The sequence below is a fragment of the Aureibacillus halotolerans genome (assembly GCF_004363045.1).
GTDB classification, from domain to species: domain Bacteria; phylum Bacillota; class Bacilli; order Bacillales; family DSM-28697; genus Aureibacillus; species Aureibacillus halotolerans.
Genome location: NZ_SNYJ01000005.1, coordinates 165974 through 185240 on the forward strand (window position 1 = coordinate 165974; position 19267 = coordinate 185240).

The 19267-nt window shown below is 44.8% G+C and carries 11 protein-coding genes; 8 read left to right on the forward strand and 3 right to left on the reverse strand.

Going from position 1 to position 19267, the window contains the following annotated elements; all coding sequences use genetic code 11:
* The first annotated feature begins 73 nt into the window (after positions 1 to 73).
* The gene (gene cls, locus EV213_RS08135; protein ID WP_133580015.1) at positions 74 to 1522 is read left to right on the forward strand and encodes a cardiolipin synthase; all 1449 of its coding nucleotides are present in this window, start codon (positions 74 to 76) and stop codon (positions 1520 to 1522) included.
* A gap of 192 nt (positions 1523 to 1714) precedes the next feature.
* Here the strand turns inward: cls and EV213_RS08140 are convergent, their stop codons facing one another.
* Positions 1715 to 2629: a sulfite exporter TauE/SafE family protein gene (locus EV213_RS08140; protein ID WP_133580016.1), complete on the reverse strand. Its 915-nt coding sequence runs from the start codon at positions 2627 to 2629 to the stop codon at positions 1715 to 1717.
* 1338 nt (positions 2630 to 3967) lie between these two features.
* Between EV213_RS08140 and EV213_RS08145 the strand changes: the two genes are divergently transcribed.
* From EV213_RS08145 to EV213_RS08165, 5 genes are all read left to right on the forward strand, one after another.
* Positions 3968 to 4876 carry a phosphotransferase family protein gene (locus tag EV213_RS08145; RefSeq protein WP_133580017.1) on the forward strand — a complete coding sequence of 303 codons (909 nt, stop codon included), beginning with the start codon at positions 3968 to 3970 and terminating at the stop codon, positions 4874 to 4876.
* 532 nt (positions 4877 to 5408) lie between these two features.
* Positions 5409 to 10631, forward strand: coding sequence for a trifunctional serine/threonine-protein kinase/ATP-binding protein/sensor histidine kinase (locus EV213_RS08150; RefSeq protein WP_166639216.1), 5223 nt, complete (start codon positions 5409 to 5411; stop codon positions 10629 to 10631).
* 151 nt (positions 10632 to 10782) lie between these two features.
* Positions 10783 to 11403, forward strand: a complete 621-nt coding sequence (locus EV213_RS08155) for a cupin domain-containing protein (RefSeq protein WP_133580019.1) — start codon at positions 10783 to 10785, stop codon at positions 11401 to 11403.
* Positions 11400 to 12623, forward strand: coding sequence for an ATP-binding response regulator (locus EV213_RS08160; RefSeq protein WP_133580020.1), 1224 nt, complete (start codon positions 11400 to 11402; stop codon positions 12621 to 12623). The genes EV213_RS08155 and EV213_RS08160 overlap by 4 nt, the downstream gene beginning before the upstream one ends.
* Positions 12624 to 12775: 152 nt before the next feature.
* Positions 12776 to 13360, forward strand: coding sequence for a hypothetical protein (locus EV213_RS08165; RefSeq protein WP_133580021.1), 585 nt, complete (start codon positions 12776 to 12778; stop codon positions 13358 to 13360).
* Between the two features lie 9 nt (positions 13361 to 13369).
* Here EV213_RS08165 and EV213_RS08170 read toward each other — a convergent pair whose 3' ends face one another.
* Together EV213_RS08170 and EV213_RS08175 are read right to left on the reverse strand one after the other, a co-directional pair.
* On the reverse strand, positions 13370 to 14062 hold the full coding sequence (locus tag EV213_RS08170; protein WP_133580022.1) for a response regulator transcription factor: 693 nt from the start codon (positions 14060 to 14062) through the stop codon (positions 13370 to 13372).
* A gap of 301 nt (positions 14063 to 14363) precedes the next feature.
* Positions 14364 to 15794: an NAD(P)H-binding protein gene (locus EV213_RS08175; protein WP_243740033.1), complete on the reverse strand. Its 1431-nt coding sequence runs from the start codon at positions 15792 to 15794 to the stop codon at positions 14364 to 14366.
* A 164-nt stretch (positions 15795 to 15958) separates the two neighbouring features.
* Here EV213_RS08175 and EV213_RS08180 point away from each other — a divergent pair, with 164 nt between their 5' ends.
* Together EV213_RS08180 and EV213_RS08185 are read left to right on the forward strand one after the other, a co-directional pair.
* Complete coding sequence (locus EV213_RS08180) at positions 15959 to 16810, forward strand: DUF1206 domain-containing protein (RefSeq protein WP_133580024.1); 852 nt, start codon at positions 15959 to 15961, stop codon at positions 16808 to 16810.
* An 849-nt stretch (positions 16811 to 17659) separates the two neighbouring features.
* Positions 17660 to 18952 (forward strand): ABC transporter substrate-binding protein, encoded by a 1293-nt coding sequence (locus tag EV213_RS08185; RefSeq protein WP_133580025.1) that lies wholly within the window; start codon positions 17660 to 17662, stop codon positions 18950 to 18952.
* Positions 18953 to 19267: the final 315 nt, after the last annotated feature.

The following is a 19267-nucleotide window of genomic DNA, read 5'->3' on the forward strand; positions in this document are numbered from 1 at the left end:
GTATACTGTATACCAAGCTATTGTTCGAAACGGCTTGGAATTTTGAAATCGGTGTTGTCAGGGGGAGTAACGAGTGAGTGTCTCAGCAATCCTTATTTACTTATTAATTGCCTTGAACTTTGCCTTTGCCATTATCGTCGTCTTTCGTGAGCGCAGAGATATTGGTGCGACGTGGGCTTGGCTGCTCGTCATGTTTTTTCTTCCTGGGATCGGATTTATCACCTACTTGTTGTTCGCGCAAAACCTAAGTCGCTATCATTTGTTTGATTCGGAGGACTTTAATCGGCGCGATTACGATCAGATGGCAGAAAAGCAGCTTGAAGCAATTCATGCTGGGAGCTTTCCTTATCATAATCCTGAGACGTTTGAACACTCGGACTTGTTGTACTTGCATCTGCTAAACAATAAGGCTGTATTCACGGATGATAATAAAGTTGAGCTATATGCTGATGGTAACGCTAAGTTTACACAGCTATTAACCGACATTAAAGCTGCGAAGGACACGATTCACCTGCAATATTATATTTTTCGGAATGACCAGCTTGGGAGAGACATTATTCGCGCACTGACTGAAAAAGCCACCGAGGGAGTAGAGGTAAAGGTGCTTTATGATGATCTCGGTTCGCGAACATTGCGAAAGCGAAATTTTAAAGACTTGGTTGCGCATGGTGGGGAAATCGAAGCGTTCTTCCCTTCCAAATTCCGCATTATCAATATTCGTTTGAATTACCGGAACCATCGTAAAATCGTTGTTATCGACGGGAAGATAGGCTACATCGGAGGATTTAATGTAGGGGATGAATACCTTGGACGAAGCGAGAAGTTCGGCTATTGGAGAGATAATCACTTGCGTATCCAGGGGAAGGCAGTGTATTCCTTGCAGGCCAGGTTCATCCTCGATTGGAACCAGGCCTCGAAGCACCATGACATTTCATACGAAAAACGCTTGTTTCCTCAAGTGGAAACAACAGGCGAAACGGGTATTCAAATTGTGACAAGCGGTCCAGATTCAGAACTTGAGCACATCAAGTACGGGTATTTAAAGATGATTTCTACTGCCCAAAAATCAATTTATATCCAATCACCATATTTCATTCCTGATGCAAGTGTCCTTGATGCGCTGCGTGTAGCATGCTTGTCAGACATTGAGGTGACCATTATGATCCCAAATAAGCCGGATCATATGTTTGTGTATTGGGCGACAATGTCTTATATTGGGGAGCTATTAAAAACAGGAGCGAAGGTGTATATATACAACAAAGGTTTCATTCACGCAAAAACGATAATTGTGGATGATGAAATCTCTTCAGTGGGTACCGCGAATATTGATGTCAGAAGCTTTAAGCTGAATTTTGAGGTTAATGCCTTTCTCTATGACAAGGAAATAGCGATGGAGATTAGCGAGAAGTTTAGAGAGGATATAGAGGTGTCTACATTGCTAACGTACGATGCTTACGAAGAACGCTCTCGCTGGATTCGCTTCAAAGAATCCATTTCAAGACTGCTGTCACCGATTCTGTAAGTGTTAATTGATTGTTTGATTGAACATAGAAAGGCAAACAAAGCGTGCCCGATAAATCCATTGGGCACGCTTTGTTTTTGTTGGTGCATCTTGAAGCTGGTAGCAAACAAATGGACGTCAATCTGCTTTCAACGTGCAACGATATGGGTTTTTACAAAAAAGGCGGCTTCACTTATCAACAGGCCCTGTGGATTAATGTGATGAAGATTGAATTTGTTTCGCGTGATTCTCATTGTCCTCAAGCTGTATTTTTTTGTTGCGAGAATGGGCGAAAAATACAGCATAAGCCCAAAGCGCCAGTAGAACGATGTAAATGACGTAAAAGCCATTGTTAAATCCATTCAGGAAATGTATTAGTAGTATATTTACATTAGTGAAAATGATCAGTCCGCCAACAAGGACACCGAGCAGGTGAGTTGGCATGATTTTAACAAGCCAGGCTGCAATCGGAGCAGCGCAAACACCGCCAATGGCAAATGCTGCTACCCAAAACCAACTGATTTGCTCCCACCCGAGAAAGATAATAAAGCCTAACGACGCGGATAAAGTGACTGCAAATTCACTTGTGTCTACTGTGCCGATCACTTTTCTTGGAATGGCGCCTTTTCTCGAAAGCAGAAATGGGGTGTTTACCGGTCCCCATCCGCCGCCGCCAACGGCATCGAAAAAGCCAGCGAGGGCACTCATAGGGATGAGCACAATTCGTTTCAGCGGCTTAGCGATGCTTTGATTCGTTGAAGGAACGGCAATTAAAAAACGATACATAATGTACCCGCCAAGAACTAGTAAAAAGATAGAGATATAGGGCTTGATTACATCTCCGGGCAATCCACTCAGAAAAGCAGCTCCGATGAACGCACTAATAGAGCCAGGAATAATCATTCGATAGAGCAATGGCTTATCGACATTGCCGAATTTTAAATGGGAGGCACCAGATGCAGCCGTCGTCGCAATTTCTGCGATATGAATAGAAGCAGAAACAACCGCAGGGGCCACAGCAAACAGCAACAGTAAAGACGATGACGTAGCGCCAAACCCCATTCCCAGTGATCCGTCAATCAATTGGGCGAAAAAACCGATGATGGCAAATAGCAATAGTTTTGACATATGAACGCTCCCTTGAAAGTAAAGACTGTAAGAACAAAACGAATTTTCAGACCTATGACAGATGTAAAATGTGTTAATGATAATTAAAAACAATTTATTCTTATATGTCAACTGTGTTTAATGATTTAACTTGGTTATATAAATGAAAAATGCGTTGGTGCTTGCTCGGAAGGTCGTTTGTACGATGCGCTTTTGTGTTCGCAAGGTGAATTCATAGCGGCATTCTCAGAATTGGTCACTAATGCCCCATCAAGTAACGTAGATCTTATTTTATTCAGGGTGAGTTATAGTTTCTGTTTTCGCACAAGTTAACAGCTGGAAAACACTCTCTATAGGCAAATGGCTATACGTTCGCTTTCACCTTAAAGGGCACAAGTGCAACATCGACTCGAGAAGACCTCATCTTATTTGGTTGCCACACGGCTTTTACCCTCTATACGAGACCGAGCCACATGAAAACAATGTCCGCAGAAATAAACACCAGCGTAGGCAACATACGTAGACTCTAGTGGGATCAGCGCGAGCTGAAGATCCCCTCGAAAAAGCCTGCTTTTTCGAGGAAGCTGAAGCCGTGCCCCACAGAAAGCGAAGTATGTAGACGGAGCGGTCGTCATTCCCGTCCACCTCATCGTGTTTTCTTTTCACCCTGCGGGTACAAGTGCAACATCGATTCGAAAGGACCTCATCGTATTTTCTTTGCCGCTGGAGTCTCGCTAGTCGCCGTTTTTGGTTTATGAGAAAGATCTTTTTTGGTTTCATTTTCAACCGTTACCAACAACATTCGTGTAAAAGGCACCAGGTGACCTACCTTGAAACATTGCACTTTCTCGCCTTATTTGGTTGCCACACGGCTTTTACCCTCTATACGAGACCGAGCCACAATAAACAATGTCCGCAGAAACAAACATCAGCGTAGTCAACATACGTAGACTCTAGTGGGATCAGCGCGAGCTGAAGATCCCCTCGGAAAGCCTGCTTTCCGAGGAAGCTGAAGCCGTGCCCCACAGAAAGCGAAGTATGTTGACGGAGCGATCGTCATTCCCGTCCACCTCATCGTGTTTTCTTTGCCGCAGGAGTCTTGTTAGTTACCGTTTTTGGTTATTGTTAAGAACGAATGAAATGAGATAGACCTTGTTGGTTCAATTTCGACCATAACCAACGAAGGAAGTGGAAAGGGCACTAGTGCCTGCTTTTTTTAAAAAACTTCTGTTAGTACTTTTGGAAGGTCACTTTCTCATTCACTGAACGTAAGAAATTCACTCACGCGCTTTAACTAAAAAGGAATGCTCCTCTTTTAGGCGAATGGGTACACTACGACAACAATGAAAGAGGTCTGAGATGAAGTCATTCAAAGTATCACTTACAATGGAGCGTGTTGAGTCACTCATTAAACAGATTGTGCAAGGGACTGTAAAAAACGTTACACCAATCGAAAAAGGAGAGCTGAGTAGAGTGTTCAGCTTTCAATCAGATGAACAGCCGTTGATCGTTCATTTCAAGGATGACGGAAAGAGCTTCGAGAAAGCACAGTATATGTATATGAATTTCGGAGAACGATTGCCAATCCCAAAGGTTATCTCTCGAGGAGTAATCGAAAATGTTCATTACGCCATTTCAGAAAAAGCAGCAGGAACAGCGATGGATGAGCTTTCGATTGAGGCGGTGCAATGGCCACTGAAAGACCTCGCCGAGCAAGTGACCCGGATGGGGGAAATTGACGTTCCATCAACTGCGGGCTTCCAGTTCATAGACCCTCAAGAAAACGAAGCGTCGTATGAGACAATGACCGAGCTCATCGCCTCGCATTTTCATGAGGAGCCAAGTGGTTTTTACGAAAACTGGACCCATTTATATCATGATAGTTTTCTAGAAAAAGACGTTTTCCAAGCGGGGTATCAGAGGCTAATTGAATTGACAGCCTTTGCTCCTAAAACACCAACACTCGTTCATGGAGACTTTCATCTCGGAAACATGCTCGCTAACGATACTAAAGTGACGGGGATTGTCGACTGGGAGATGGCTTCTTTCAGCGATTTTATGATGGATGTCGCCAATGTTCACCTATGGGCCCCTCAGCTTCATTTCCCAACACTGCTATTTCAAGCAAACAACACTATTCCCCATTTTTCAGAGCGATTGCAATGCTACATGCTTTTCAGAACGGTAGACGGACTTCGCTTCTACGCCAAGCAAGATGCAAAGGAAAGCTACAATTTTATAAAGGGAAAACTACTGGAGCTTCTATAATGTTAGAGGCTCTTGTTTGTTTTCCATTTTTGTTTTCTTTTGGTTGTTTGTGACTGGGGTCACTGGTCATATGACCTCCTTCCTACTAAACTGAAAGAGGAATCTCGCCACGTCGCCACCTCCCCATCTTCGGCGCTTAATGATCTTTGAATTGAGCAAAAAGTTGGAGAGGAAGTTCATTTCGTGCGGGATAGATCGCAGTCGGAAGGCGTTGTTGTTTTGCGTGAGTGTAAAGGCACTACATATATCTCTTAAACTTTTTTAAAGAGAGCTAAATGAAGGGGACTTTTGAATATAGTAGGTTGTATGAAAACGTACGGGCAATGAGCACCGGACATGGCGAAACAACGAAGAAAGTGAGTGTTTGTCATCAAGCCGTAGTCAGGCTGAATGAAAACGTTTGTCTCTCGAGGCGTGAAGGCTTGGGAGGCGCGGAGTTGCCATACGGGCAATGAGCACCGGACATGGCGAAACAACGAAGAAAGCGAGCGTTTGTCATCAGCCTGGTAGATATAGAAATGAGGGTCGGACCATGCTTGATTCAAGGTTTCAGTTGATTGAAAAGGTGCACGAGAGTGAAGATACACTTGTGCTACGGTGTCAGGAGGTTGAGAAATCTCGTTCAGTGATTTTGAAGATGCCAGCAAAGGAGTTTAATGACAGTGAAACGCTGGCAGTCTATGAACGAGAAAATACCTTCCTGCAATCGGTGGTTTCAAATCATATTATTCGTTCTTATGGGTTGAGAACGATCTCAAGCCGTCCGGCCATTGTGTTGGAGGATTGTTTTGGTTTGTCTATGGATGGGCTCTATCGAGGCGAATCGATGGCTTTGGAAACGTTTTTTCAATTCACTGCGCAGGTGACGGGGGCTTTGCAGGAATTGCATGATCAAGGCATTATTCACCGTGACGTGAACCCGTCAAATATGCTCCTCGAACCAACAACTGAAACGATTAAGCTCATTGATCTGAATTTGGCTTCTACTGTGAGGGATGCGAGGGACGATGACCGCCAGCTGTCAGGCACTTACGCGTATTTGTCCCCTGAGCAGACTGGCCGAACGACGCACCATGTGGATGTAATGAGTGATGTGTACGCATTTGGCGTGACAATGTATGAATGGTTGACGGGAAAGCGACCGTTTACGAAGAGTGATCCGCTTGAAATGATCCATGAGCATTTGGCTATGGAACCGGATGCTCCACATGCGTTGAATGCAAACCTCCCCATTATGGTGTCACGGATCGTTATGAAATGTTTGGAAAAAAATCCGTATGAGAGATATCAATCTATGATGAGCCTAGGTTCTGATCTTCTTCACTGTAGTGAGGAATGGGCATCTTCTCAGGAAATTTCTCCTTTTTCACTAGGTGAAATGGATCGCGCGATCACCATTGAATGGTCTGAACAAATGTATGGAGTCGAGGAGCAAACGAACGGTCTGTTGTCACTTTATGATGATGTGCGGATGGGCGAAGCTGTTTCCATACTCGTCTCTGGTGTTTCTGGGTCAGGAAAAACAACGTTTGTGTCGCAGCTTGTGCCTTTTGGTGGCGCGTTTGTTTCTGGGAAATGCGAACAGTACAATGGTGGTCTTCCGTATCAGCCTCTGCTGCAAGCGATGGAGCAATTGATTAAGAAAATGCTCTCTAGGTCTGAAGCAGAGGTCGATGAATGGGCGGAGAGACTACGATATATCGCAGATACCAATGGCAAACGTCTCAAGGAAATTTTACCTGTTCTCGAAGCGGTGCTACCAACCGTTGACACGTCCGACGAGCCTTCACTGATGGACTCGGATATTGGCTTTAAGTATGTACTAGCGGACGTCTTACGCTCATGTTGCTTCAAAGAGCACCCCGTTGTCCTCGTTATTGATGATCTGCAGTGGGCAGATACCGCGACCTTACAATTTTTCCGTTACGTCAAAGAAGATTTCTATATTCCCTATCTGCTGAGCGTTGGCACATACCGCGAGGAAAATGTGGAGGGTGTTGAGCTACTGCCCGCGCTCATCAATGATCGCGATATTGTTAAATTGCATTTGAATGACCTCTCCATGCAAGCCATTCGTACGATGCTAATGGATGCCTTCCATTCATCAACGGAGAAGATTGAAGCCGTCGCTGCTTTAATTCACCAAAAGACGAAAGGTAATCCATTTTTTGTACGCCAGTTTATTGGTGTGCTGCTAGAAAAACGCTGGTTGTATTTTGACCCTACTACACAAGCATGGGATTGGATGGAGTCGTCTATTCGCAATGCGCCTCATACGGACAATGTGGTTGAGTTCTTAGTGGATCAGTTTCGTTCTCTTTCAGCTGATACAAGCAGGTGCCTTGCTTGGGCGGCAAGTGTAGGCAGACAGATTTGTGTGGGGACACTGTCAACGGTTATGGAAAAATCTCCTGCTTTTGTGACTGGGGCACTGCAGGAAGGCGTGAAACGAGGATATCTTTCGCAGTCTACGGAAACACAGTTTGAGTTTCTGCATGACCGTATCCAACAGGTGGCGTATCAATCACTTTCTGAGTTTGAACGAAAAAAGGTGCATTATGCGCTTGCGAGCTATGGACTTTCTGCAAAAGAACAGAACTCGTTATGGGCAATGGATGTGTACACCATTGTAGGGCATTTGATTGCCTCTAAAGAGCTCATTCAGGATGCTAAGGAAAAGCTGACAATGGCATCCTTGTTATTGGAGGCATCGGTGTTGAGCCAGCGCGCAGCAGCTTTTGACATGGCACTGCACTATGCATCACTCGGTGCCGAGGCGTTGTCAGATGAAGCATGGGTGAACACTCCTGATTTGTGCTTTGCCTTGCACGAGGCATGTGCGGAGTTAAGCTATTTGTGTGGTGCCTTTGAAGAGGCGGAGCGTTGGATAGATGTGGCCATTAACAAACCGTTGTCGACACTGAATAAAGTGCGTTTACTTACGATTCAAATTAGCATCAAAACGAATTTAACAGAGTATGCAGATGTACTGAAAATAAGCAATCGAGCACTTGCGATGTTGGACGTTTCTATTCCAGACCGCATTACCGATCAGGATATTGTGCAAGAGCGTAAGGTTATTGAGGAGCTACTTTCCAATGTTAATGAGGAGGACTTGCAACAGCTTCCGGTCATGTCAAATGACGCTGTACAGCAAGCTCTTAAACTGATTAGCCATACGGGACCATCCTCTTATTATGTTGATTTAAATTGGTTTGCCTACACCTCTTTGCGCTCGATAAAACTGTCCCTTGCCCATGGGCTGTCTGCCTTTTCAGGGGCTGGCTTCACGGCATACAGCATAATGCTCGTAGGTGTATGGCGCAATGTCGATGAGGGCTTTCGTCTTGGCCAGCTTTCTTGTGCAATCGCAGACCAACTTCATGATGCACAAGCGATCTGTAAAGCCTACGGATCGTTCGCCATCTTTATTAATCATCGCAAACGTCATGTGAGGACGTCGATGGCGAGTCTGGAGAAAGCGTATGAAAATGGAAAGAAAAGTGGAGATCTTGTGTATGCCGGGTTCTGTGCAGTTGCTCTTGTGGATACTTCCGTAAGCACAGCCGTCCCATTGGAAGAAGTCAAAAATAAAGCGAATTCTTACATGGCTTGGTTACGACAAATCAATTCGTTAGATTCCTTCGATCGCGTTATGCTGATGCATCAGTGGGTTCTTAGTATGAGGGGTGAAACGGATCAGCCGGGCAGCTTATCGAGTGCCGATTTTGATCAGGACACTTACGCAGCAACACTTGGTGAAGACCCAGTGAAAACATTTCTCTTTCACTTCCACAAGCTTCGCGCAGCGTACTTTTTTGGTCAACTTAAAGAAGCTGTGACGGAGGAAGCTCTTGCTGGTGAGATGGTGGGTTCAGTGGTCGGACAAATCCTTGAAGAGGAATATGTGTACTATGGAGCGTTGACCCTTTGTCGTTACTGTCTGTCTCAGCCATTGGTGGCCGATGAGCGTGAACGGCTTATTCGGAAAATCCAGTCCCATTTGGCGCATCTGAGGTCAAGAGCTGAAGAATGTCCTGAGAATTATCACCATCGGGAGCTTCTCATCCAAGGAGAGCTTGCGCGCATTCATGGAGATGGACAGGAGGCCCTTCGCTGTTACGATGCATCCCTACGCCATGCAAAGGAACATTCTTTTGTTCAGCATGTGGCTGAAGCAGGAGAATGTGCGGCGTTGCATTGTGTAGCGGATCAGCTTCATATGCAAGCTAGATGGTTCTTTAACGAGGCTATAAAAGCTTACGAGCAGTGGGGAGCCTATGGCAAAATTGCCGATATGGAGAGAACGTATCCTGAGTGGTTTGTTGATACAGTGGACGAGACAGCACTTCCCACGATAAAAGGAAGTGTATCAAAACAAACCTCTGCCACTGAACGATCTGCGGCATTGGATTTGACGACGGCCATTAAGGCAGCGCAGGTCATTTCAAAAGAAATGCACCACCCTCAGCTTCTCAAGGTTCTACTCAGTGTAGCAATGGAAAACGCAGGTGCTGAAAAAGCGTGGCTCTTTATGAAGCATCCCGATGGATGGAGGGCAGAGGCGTTTGAATCCCTCGCATCGGTTGAAAGGCCAGTTCAATGTCCTGCGCCTTTTTCGAACCTTAGGGACGCTGTGAGCTCAACCATTATTGAGTACGCTGTAAGAACGAATGAATGGGTCGTCATTGATGATGCAACGAAGAATTTACAATTTGCTCACGATCCGTACATCCGTAGCCGGCAACCACGATCATTGCTTTGTATACCCATTTATCAACGCCATTCGGTCAATACGGTGCTTTATATGGAAAATAACTTAATCCCAAATGCCTTTACACCAGAACGAAAGTCATTGCTTACGATGATCGCTTCTCAAGCGGCGATCTCTTTAGAAAATGCCAGATTATATGGACAGCTCAATGTGAGAGTGAAAGAGCGTACAAAAGAGCTTGAAGAAGCGTTGACCTCCTTAAAGACAACACAACGCGAATTGCTTCAGAAAGAAAAGATGGCGTCTCTTGGCGGGTTAATGGCTGGCATCGCTCACGAGGTAAATACGCCGATTGGGGTAAGCTTGACAGCATCTTCTCACTTGTATGATTCAACGACACGTTGGCTAAGGAAGTATGAAGAGGGTCAATTGAAAAAAAAGGATCTTGATGCATTTGCAGAGCTTTCACGCGATGCGTCGTCAATGATTTTAACAAACGTCAAACGAGCAGCAGACTTGGTTGCTAGTTTTAAAAAGATTACCGTTGATCGTTCAAGTGAAGAAAAACGTTCCTTCAAGGTCAAGGCCTATATAGAAGATGTGATTCGAAGTCTGTCCCCAGAGCTAAAGAAAACGAGTCACCAGCTGGTTGTTAAAGGGCCCGACGACATGGAAATCAACAGCTACCCGGGGAGCTTTTCTCAGGTTATTACAAATCTTGTTATGAACGCTTTACAGCATGCTTTTCATGAGCAGCTTAGCGGAGAGATTACGATTCAATTGTTTCAGGAGCGTTCTCATGTGCTTATTGTCTTTAAGGACAATGGCGCAGGGATTTCAGAGGATTCTTTGCAAAAGATTTTCGATCCATTTTTTACGACGAAACGTGGTCAAGGTGGTACTGGCCTAGGGCTTCACGTCGTCTATCAGATGGTTACGGAGACACTCTCAGGAACCATTTCTTGTGAAAGTCTGCTTGGGCAGGGCACGAAGTTTCTTATTCATCTGCCGCATGAAATGAACTCAGAGGGTAGTTCATAGGTCGCGACCTATGTAGGCTTTATATGTGTATACCATTCGTTGATTCTGTCAGACGCACGCTTTAAAAATTCGATTTGCTAGATGTCTAGGGTAAACCATAACCTAATGCACGCCATGTTTAGGATGTATACGATAATGAGGAGGGAATCACATGAATAAAGTTGATCCGAAGGACGTTACGCTTCACGCATTGCCAAGAACAGTTGGGAACGCCGAAACAGGTGAAACGGTCACATTTTTAAAAACCACGCCTGAGACAAATGGAGCCTATGTGCAGTTCACAACGCATCTTGATCCAAATGATGGCATTCCAATGCACTATCATGAAGCTTTTTCTGAGTCCTTTTTAGGAATTGATGGCGAGCTGTCTTTAAAAGTGAACGGAAAGGTGCACATTTTAAAAGCAGGGGACACCTTTGTCGTTCAGCCGGGGGAACGTCATACGTTTTGGAATCACACGTCTGAATTTGTTAATTTCACAGTGGAAATTCGTCCTGCGGATGATTTTGAGCGCTTTATCCGCTGTGGTTATGGGCTGAAGGCGGACCGGCGAACGTTGCCAGGAAAAATCCCTGTCCCTCGCAACCCTCTTCTTTGGGGATTTTTATTTCAGTGGGGTGGCACGTATCTCCCGGTAATCCCGATACGTATGCAAAAGCTATTTTTCGGTGCGCTCGCCAAACTTGGAAAATGGCTAGGTGCAGACAAAACGCTTGAGAAATATTATGTTGAGCCAGAGGATGTGGTTGCCTCAACAGGAGATACGGCATGAAGAGAGAAGCGTCGAATACATCGAGGCATTCAGACGACATGCTATTAAATGATTTATGGGAGGAGGATCCGGAAGAGACAGAAGAAACCAGTGAGAAGGCTTGGAAATTCATGATTATAGATGACGAGCCCGAGGTGCACCGTGTCACAAAAATGGTGTTGAATGATTTTTATTTTGAAGGACGACCAGTTGAGTTTATTAGTGGGTATTCTGGAGCAGAAGCCAAGCGTTTAATGGCATCGCACCCGGAAACGGCGATATTGCTGTTGGATGCCGTCATGGAGCATGAGGCGGCAGGAATTGAAGTGGTGCAATATGTACGCGAGCAATTAAACAATCATCTCGTGCGCATAATTTTTCGTACAGGGCAGCCAGGTGAAGTGCCAGAGCGAGAAGTTGTCCATCGATATGATATCAATGATTATAAAGAAAAAACGGAGCTTACGGCAGAAAAACTTTACACAACGATGTATTCTGCCATACGGTCGTATCGTGATTTGGTATTCATTGACCAGCACAATCAGCGCCTAGAGCATTTGGTGAATGAACGGACAGCTGACCTCCAGGAGACCAACCATCAATTGAAGCAATCCCTTCAACAAACCGCTGAAGCCTTTGCTGAGGTAGCGAAGCTTGAAGAACGAAATCGCATTGCTCACGATATCCATGATGTCGTGGGGCATGCATTGACGACCACGGTCATCCAAATGGAGGCAGGTAAACGTTTGATTGCGTTTGACCCTGAGCTCGCACAACAAAAACTTAGCCTCGCTCAGGGGTTGGTTCGTCAAGGGTTACAGGACATACGCCAGTCTGTTCATATGCTGAAAAAAGAAGGCGACGCCGTAAAGCTTTGGCCAATGATTCAGAAGCTGATTATGGACACGGAACTGAATGCTCAAGTGAGCGTCACCTATAAGCAAAAAGCCATTCCAGAGTTGGACGCACCATTGAAAAAAACAGTGTATCATGCGTTGCAGCAAGGATTAACAAATGGTATTCAGCATGGCGGTGCAACCCGCTTTTGGTTTGATGTTGACATGCAGGAAGATTCGCTCGCGTTTGAACTTCGTGATAACGGCAAAGGGAGCGAAACGCAAGGCTTCGGTTTTGGCTTGACCGCCTTAAAGGAAAGAGTGGAGCAACAAAACGGGCGCCTTGAGTTTAAGAGCAGCGAAGGCAAAGGAGCCACCCTTTGGTTTGCTGTACCTGTGCTATAACCGTGCTTATGAATCAACGAAATCGAGATTGTCTAAGAGAATATGACTAAAAGAAGTGACTCCATTCACTAATCATATGACTTTTTATCGGGTACGATAAAAGCATCAATTGGATAACAGAGAGTTGTATCCTTGGGATTGGAGTGGAGTCTGTGGGGTTACGAGAAGTATCATTTTCTGAAGAAACATCTGTCAGGTCTGAGCATTCAGAAGAAACTCTTTTGTATCAAGAGGAACACCAAGATATAGTGTTTCATAGCCGTGTTGTTGGCGAGATGTCAGGATTGAAATATGATGTCAGTTGGACTATAGGGCGGTTTCAAAGCATGACGATTGGCGCACCTGAACAACTAGATAGAGCTCGTTTTATCGATCAACAAGGAAGTGTGCTTGCGGAGGATGAATGGGAGCGTGCGAACGTCATTCAAGTGGCTTTGCCATACTTTCAAGCGACCTATTCTCTAGATGACAGCGCGCCCGTGGAAATTATGACAAAAATGACAGTTTGTGCAGCTCTTAACGAGCAAGGAGGAATGCAACCGATCGTTCCTCTGGCGATTGCCTTCCAGTCCTCACATTTTTGGGATTGGGACAGGGTCATCTTTGATGAAGTTGTCGTAGGTGATGTATTCGAAAAAGCAGTACGAGTGTTGCAACTCATCAATACAAAGCATCGCCATAGCGTTGTTCGAGGTTCTCAAAACGTCATTCAGTCACTCGGGTCACGCGCAATTTAAGGAGCAAGACTATTGGGAAGATGTAGTTGGTGCTGAATCTTTCCATCGTTCGGTAAAATACACAATGGCTTTGGCGCGGTCGTTTATGCCGATTTTACTGTAAATGATGCTAATGTAATTTTTAATCGTTCCTTCGCTCATGTGAAGTGTACTAGCAATTTGCCGATTGTTAAAGCCCTTAACAAGTAAGTGAACAATTTCTCCTTCTCTCTCAGAGAGGCCCACACGATCTTTGATCGCCCATTGCTTACTATCAAATGTTGTATTTGTAGCTGACAGTTGTACGACCATGTCGGCCAGCTTAGTCGCGATAATGGAGGGCATCATCAATTGACCAGACGCCGCATCTCTAATTGAAGTGATAAGCTTGTCCCCAGGCATGTCTTTTAGTAAGAAGCCATCTGCTCCGAGCGTAAGGCTTTCAACAATATAGTGCTCTTCGATAAAAGTCGTTAACATAAGCACGATAATGGAAGGGTCGAATTGTTTAATCTGTTTCAGACATTCGATGCCATCCATTATAGGCATCTTAATGTCAAGAAGAACCACATGAGGGTTCTCTTTTTTTATGGCCTCAATCGCATCTTCCCCGTTAACAGTAGTAGCCACAACGTTCATGTCTTGCTCAAGATCTAGAATCGTTTTTAAGCCATCTCGGAGCAATGTTTGATCATCGGCAATAATTATTTTTAACTGATCCACCGGATGATACCCCCCTCGTGTTTTGTCATCTGTAAAGACGTCTATATATCTTTCAACATGTAACCTTCATGTCCTTCATATCTATGTCTAAAGACCTATTTATTTTGACGTAAGACACGATTTTAGGGGCTATTCCATCCAAGTGTCGTTTGCTGGTAGCTGCTGGTGTTTGACCGGTCCAACGACAAGTTGTATCTCTGCCTTTGTAGGTCATTTGCCCTTTATAGAAGCTATAGTATCACAGAGGCGCCCTATGTCCCAGAGAGTGAAATGGAAAAAATGGGTGTGTCTGCGCCAATTTTTACGCTTCTAAATAACCATCTGACTGAAAGGCTTGATTTTTTATTGCAGAAAACCTCATGAGGTGCCATTTATAAAGTGTCATGACCAATAAATGGGCCTTTGCTTGCGTAGCTTTGTAGAACACCCATGGAAGCGAAGGCATGTATTCGTGAATCGCTATTAAACACTCCTGTTTGCCTGGTACTTGCCTGAACTCAATTCGGCCTCGCTGGCTTTCTTTCACGTTAGCGAACAATCCGCCTGTAATATAGAAGAGGGCACGTGTCGTCGTACTGCGTTCCTTAGCAAACGATAAAACGAGCAATGGCGATGAGCTCCATCGTAAGGAAATCACATAGGTCTCTGAAGCTCTCGTTTCAGTGCGAAGCAACGGCCAACAAGCTTTTGCTAACCAGGAAATGTAATGTTGTGCGGCCCATTTGGCACTCGCTCCTTCTGGAAGAGGCACCCGTTGGATGGAACGCACGAGCGGGCGCAATGGCATCTGCGAGAAGGTCTTTCGGGACGTTGTAGAGCCTTCAGCAAGTGCAAGTTGAACCGCTTCTTCAAATCCAATACGCCCATCGCTGACCCCCGCAACCATGCGACTGTCATCCGCCACCATCGGATGACGTAAACTTTCGATTAAAGGGTAGACCGTTTCCTTTGGATACTGTGTTGTCAGCATGACCCACAGTCTAGAGAGCTTGACAGTTAGAACGGGGACATTGATAAGACGACGTTTTTTGTTCATGATTGCGGCTGTTCTGAACATCATTTCACGATATGACATGACTTCGGGTCCGCCTAAATCGATGATTTGATCATAGTATCGTTCTTGATCGACAACCGAAACAAAAGCATGGAGCACATCATTAAGAGCGATGGGGTGTGTGTTTGTTCTAGTCCATGTGGGTAACAGCATAGCTGGAAGTCGTTTCACTAAGGTCGCAAGAATCGGAAAAGACGAGCCTTCTGGTCCAATGATCAACCCGGCTCGTAGAACAGTGACGGGCGTCCCATAATACTGAAGCACTTTTTCAACCTCTAGCCGGCTTCGGAGGTGGCGTGAAAGGTCTGATTGATTCACTGGCATTAGCCCACTTAAATAAACGATTTGCTTGACGCCATTTCTCTTCGCCGCTTTGGCAAAATTGTCGGCTAAAATTAAGTCCATATCCTCAAAGCTGGCTTGCGTCAGCTTCGCCCCAGGCTTCATGGAATGGACGAGGTAGATGGCAATATCAGCTCCTTTAAGTCCTTTTTCTGCATCTTGCAAGGAGAAGAGATCACATGAGCGCCATGAAATGTGGTCTGTATCCTGTTTATCGTCCCCGTGGCGAGACAGAGCGACGACATGTCCTTGCTGTGATAAGTGTTCAATAAGGTGAGAACCAATATACCCGCTTGCTCCAGTGAGAGCAATGACGGGCTTTTTATGCTGCTTCATAGTCAAACCCTCCGATTGATTCATTTTGTTTGGTTGTTCCCTAGACATCAGTAAACGTAAACAATGGATTTGTTGGGAATTATTAAATGTTTCTAAATCACAGTGACGGGTACGTATAAGGTATCTGTGCATACGATAACAAACATAAAAAGGAGTTGATTGACATGCAAGCATCCAGGCCAGTAAACGAAGCACGACAGAAAGCCAACAAAGCAAAAAACGAAACGAAGCCGTGGATTCGTCGGTTTGGTCGTTTTGGATACATGGCACAAGGCGTTGTCTATGGTTTAATTGGTGTATTGGCGCTCATGGCGGCTTTTGGCAGTGGTGGGCAGACGACGGGTCAATCAGGTGCTTTGCAATCAGTTGCGAACATGCCATTTGGTTCAGTCCTGCTTTGGGTGATTGGGATCGGATTGATCGGATACGTTGTTTGGGAAATCGTGAAGTGCTTCAAAGATCCGGAAAACAGAGGTTCTGATGCGAAGGGCATCATTATTCGCATCGGCTATTTTATAAGTGGAATCATTTATGGTGCCATTGCCTTTAACGCGATTAAGTTAGCGATAGGTTCTGGTGGATCAGATGGAGGAGGGCAACAAACGCTCTCAGCTAAACTGTTGTCGCAGCCGTTTGGTCAATGGATTATCGGAATTGTCGGTGTTGTTATTATTGGGTATGGCCTTTACGAATTCATCTCGGGATATAAAAAAACGTTTATGAGTAAGTTTAAAACGAGTGAAATGAATCAACAAGAAACAAAGATTGCACGAAAAGCAGGAAAAATGGGCTTAATGGCTAGAGGCACCGTGCTTGCCATGGTCGGGTACTTTTTTATTCAAACCGCCATTACGGCAAACCCCGACGAAACAAAGGGCTTAGGCGGCGCATTGTCAGAGCTTGCCCAACAGCCTTACGGAACATGGTTGCTCGCTCTTGTAGCACTCGGTCTCGTATTGTATGGCATCTATAGCATCATTCGTGGTCGATACGAACATATGGCGCTTGGTCGTTAAACAGTAAGGTACGTCTTAAAACTAAACTTCGCACTTTGGCTTTTGGCAGACACGCTTTAGATATAATTTGGTAAACCCTGCAATTTATTGTTGGGGTTTCTTTTTCTGTTGAAGGTGATTTTTGCTCTGCGCAAGTTATCTAAACATAAAGCCACCGCTACATCAATACTGCACTAGGTGACCCAACTTGCACTTACTTGTCTTGTTTGGTAAGCAACATGCCTTAACACTCTTTCTAACTCGTGATAAGAGACCTGAATAAAATAAAAAATTCACGCAGAAACAAACATCAGCGTAGTCAAAATATGTAGACTCCTGCGGGAACAGCGCGAGCTGAAGATCCCTTCGGAAAGCAAGATTCCGAGGAAGCTGAAGCCGTGCCCGCGGAAAGCGAAGTGTTTTGACGAAGCACTCGTATTTACTCTTCACCCTAAAGGGTATAAGGGCAACATCGATTTCAAAGGACCTCATCATGGTAGAGTTTGATCGCGTGTTTTACGCTGCGAAAGTTTTGTTAAAAGATAACAGAGATGATCTCTCTCTAGGTGCTCCCCTTTCAATCTCAGATCCGTGATGGATCAGAAATTTAAAGGGGAGTTTTTTCTTGTGGGCAAAAAGAGATGCGAATCTCAGCAATGAGCTTCCCGATCTAACTTGTTTTTCCATTGAGTCGAGGAGGTTTCCTAGATTGATGACATTACCTCTTGATGAACCTAGGTTTTTTAACAAATAGAAATACATTTAGTAAATTATTTACTAAATTTTATTGACTAAATGAACACTAACACGTATTATATGGGTGAAAAGGTTTTCATTTTTTATGAAGACGAAAAGGGGAGATTTAAAAATATGAAAAAGCTAATGGGTCTTATGGCTGCAATGGTTTTGCTTTTGGCTGCATGTGGTGGAAATGATAACGCTTCCGACGGAGGCAATGGAGATAGCTCAGGAGAAGGCGGCGAGCAAAACATGACGTTGCAAGCATGGGCTTGGAACATTAACGTGCCTGTGCTTGAGAAAGCGGCAGAATTGTTTGCTGAAGAAAATCCAGGATTTACACTAGAAATTAATGAAACTGGAACACCTGACGTGTACCAAAAGATCACAACAGGGCTTCAAGCAGGTGGAGAAGGTCTTCCAGACATTATGCTTGTCGAGGACGATCGTTTACAAGGTTACTTGAATGCGTTCCCAGAAGCGTTTGTGAATGTATCTGAAAAAGGCTTTGATGAGCATACAGATAAATTCCCAGGGTACAAAACAGAGTTACTGACAAAAGATGGCGGCTTGTATGGCTTCCCGTTTGATGCAGGTCCAGCAGGCGTGTTTTATCGTACAGACTTGTTTGAAGAAGCAGGTATTGATGCACAAAGCATTGAAACGTGGGATGACTTTATTGAGGCTGGAAAACAGCTCAAAGAAGCTACTGGCGTCGCTATGACAGGAATTGACGTGAACAATGATGATGGCGTTTACCGTCTCATGCTGAATCAACAAGGGACCTTCTACTTTAATGATGCTGGTGAAGTTGCTTTAACTTCTGACGAATCAGTTAAAGCGATGAACGTCATTAAAACGTTGGTCGATGAAGGTTTGAATGAGAACTTGGTAGGTTGGGATGCATGGATTGGTGGCCTAGCTAACGGAACGATTGCTACAGCACCAACAGGGGCTTGGTTGACAGGGTCACTTACTGGACAAGCACCTGACATGGAAGGTCAATGGGGCGTCTTCCCATTGCCTGCAATGGAAGAGGGCGGCAATCGAGCAGCTAACCTTGGTGGAAGCAACTATATGATTCCAACTGCTTCTGACCAGCAAGACCTTGCCTATGAATTCATGGAGTTTTTCTCAACTTCAGAGGAAGTACAGTTAACGGCGATGGAAGGCGGATTGTTCCCGTCATTGAACACCATTTATGACGAGCCAATCTTTAAAGAACCTGTTGCATATTTCAGTGATCAAAAGATTTGGGAAATGTTTGCGGGTATGATGGATGATATTCCAACAGCAAACTACACAGGCAACTATGCGCTTGCTCGTGATGAAGCCACAAAAGCACAATCGTTGACTGTGAACGGCACAGATCCAGTTCAAGCGCTCCAGGAAGCGGCGGATCGTCTGAAAAACCGAATTCAATAAAACGATAAAATAGGGCACAGCCTGAGGAGGACGCTACTTCCTCAGGCTGTTGCTAAACGCTTTTTATGCGAATGTGATGAGAAACGGACATTCGCGAGACTCCTTCAGAAAAAAGGAGTCTCGCGAATTGCCCGTGGAAAATGAGTAAATGTTCGTTCGTGTAAATTAGAAGCTACCAAATGACTCGTATGCAAGCAGATCGTTTATAGTATTCTCATTTTTGATGTCGACGGGCCTCAGATGAAGAAAAGACATCTTCGTCTAGAGTTTTGTTTCTTACATCAAATTCATTTTATAGGAAGAAGGTGGCGTGGC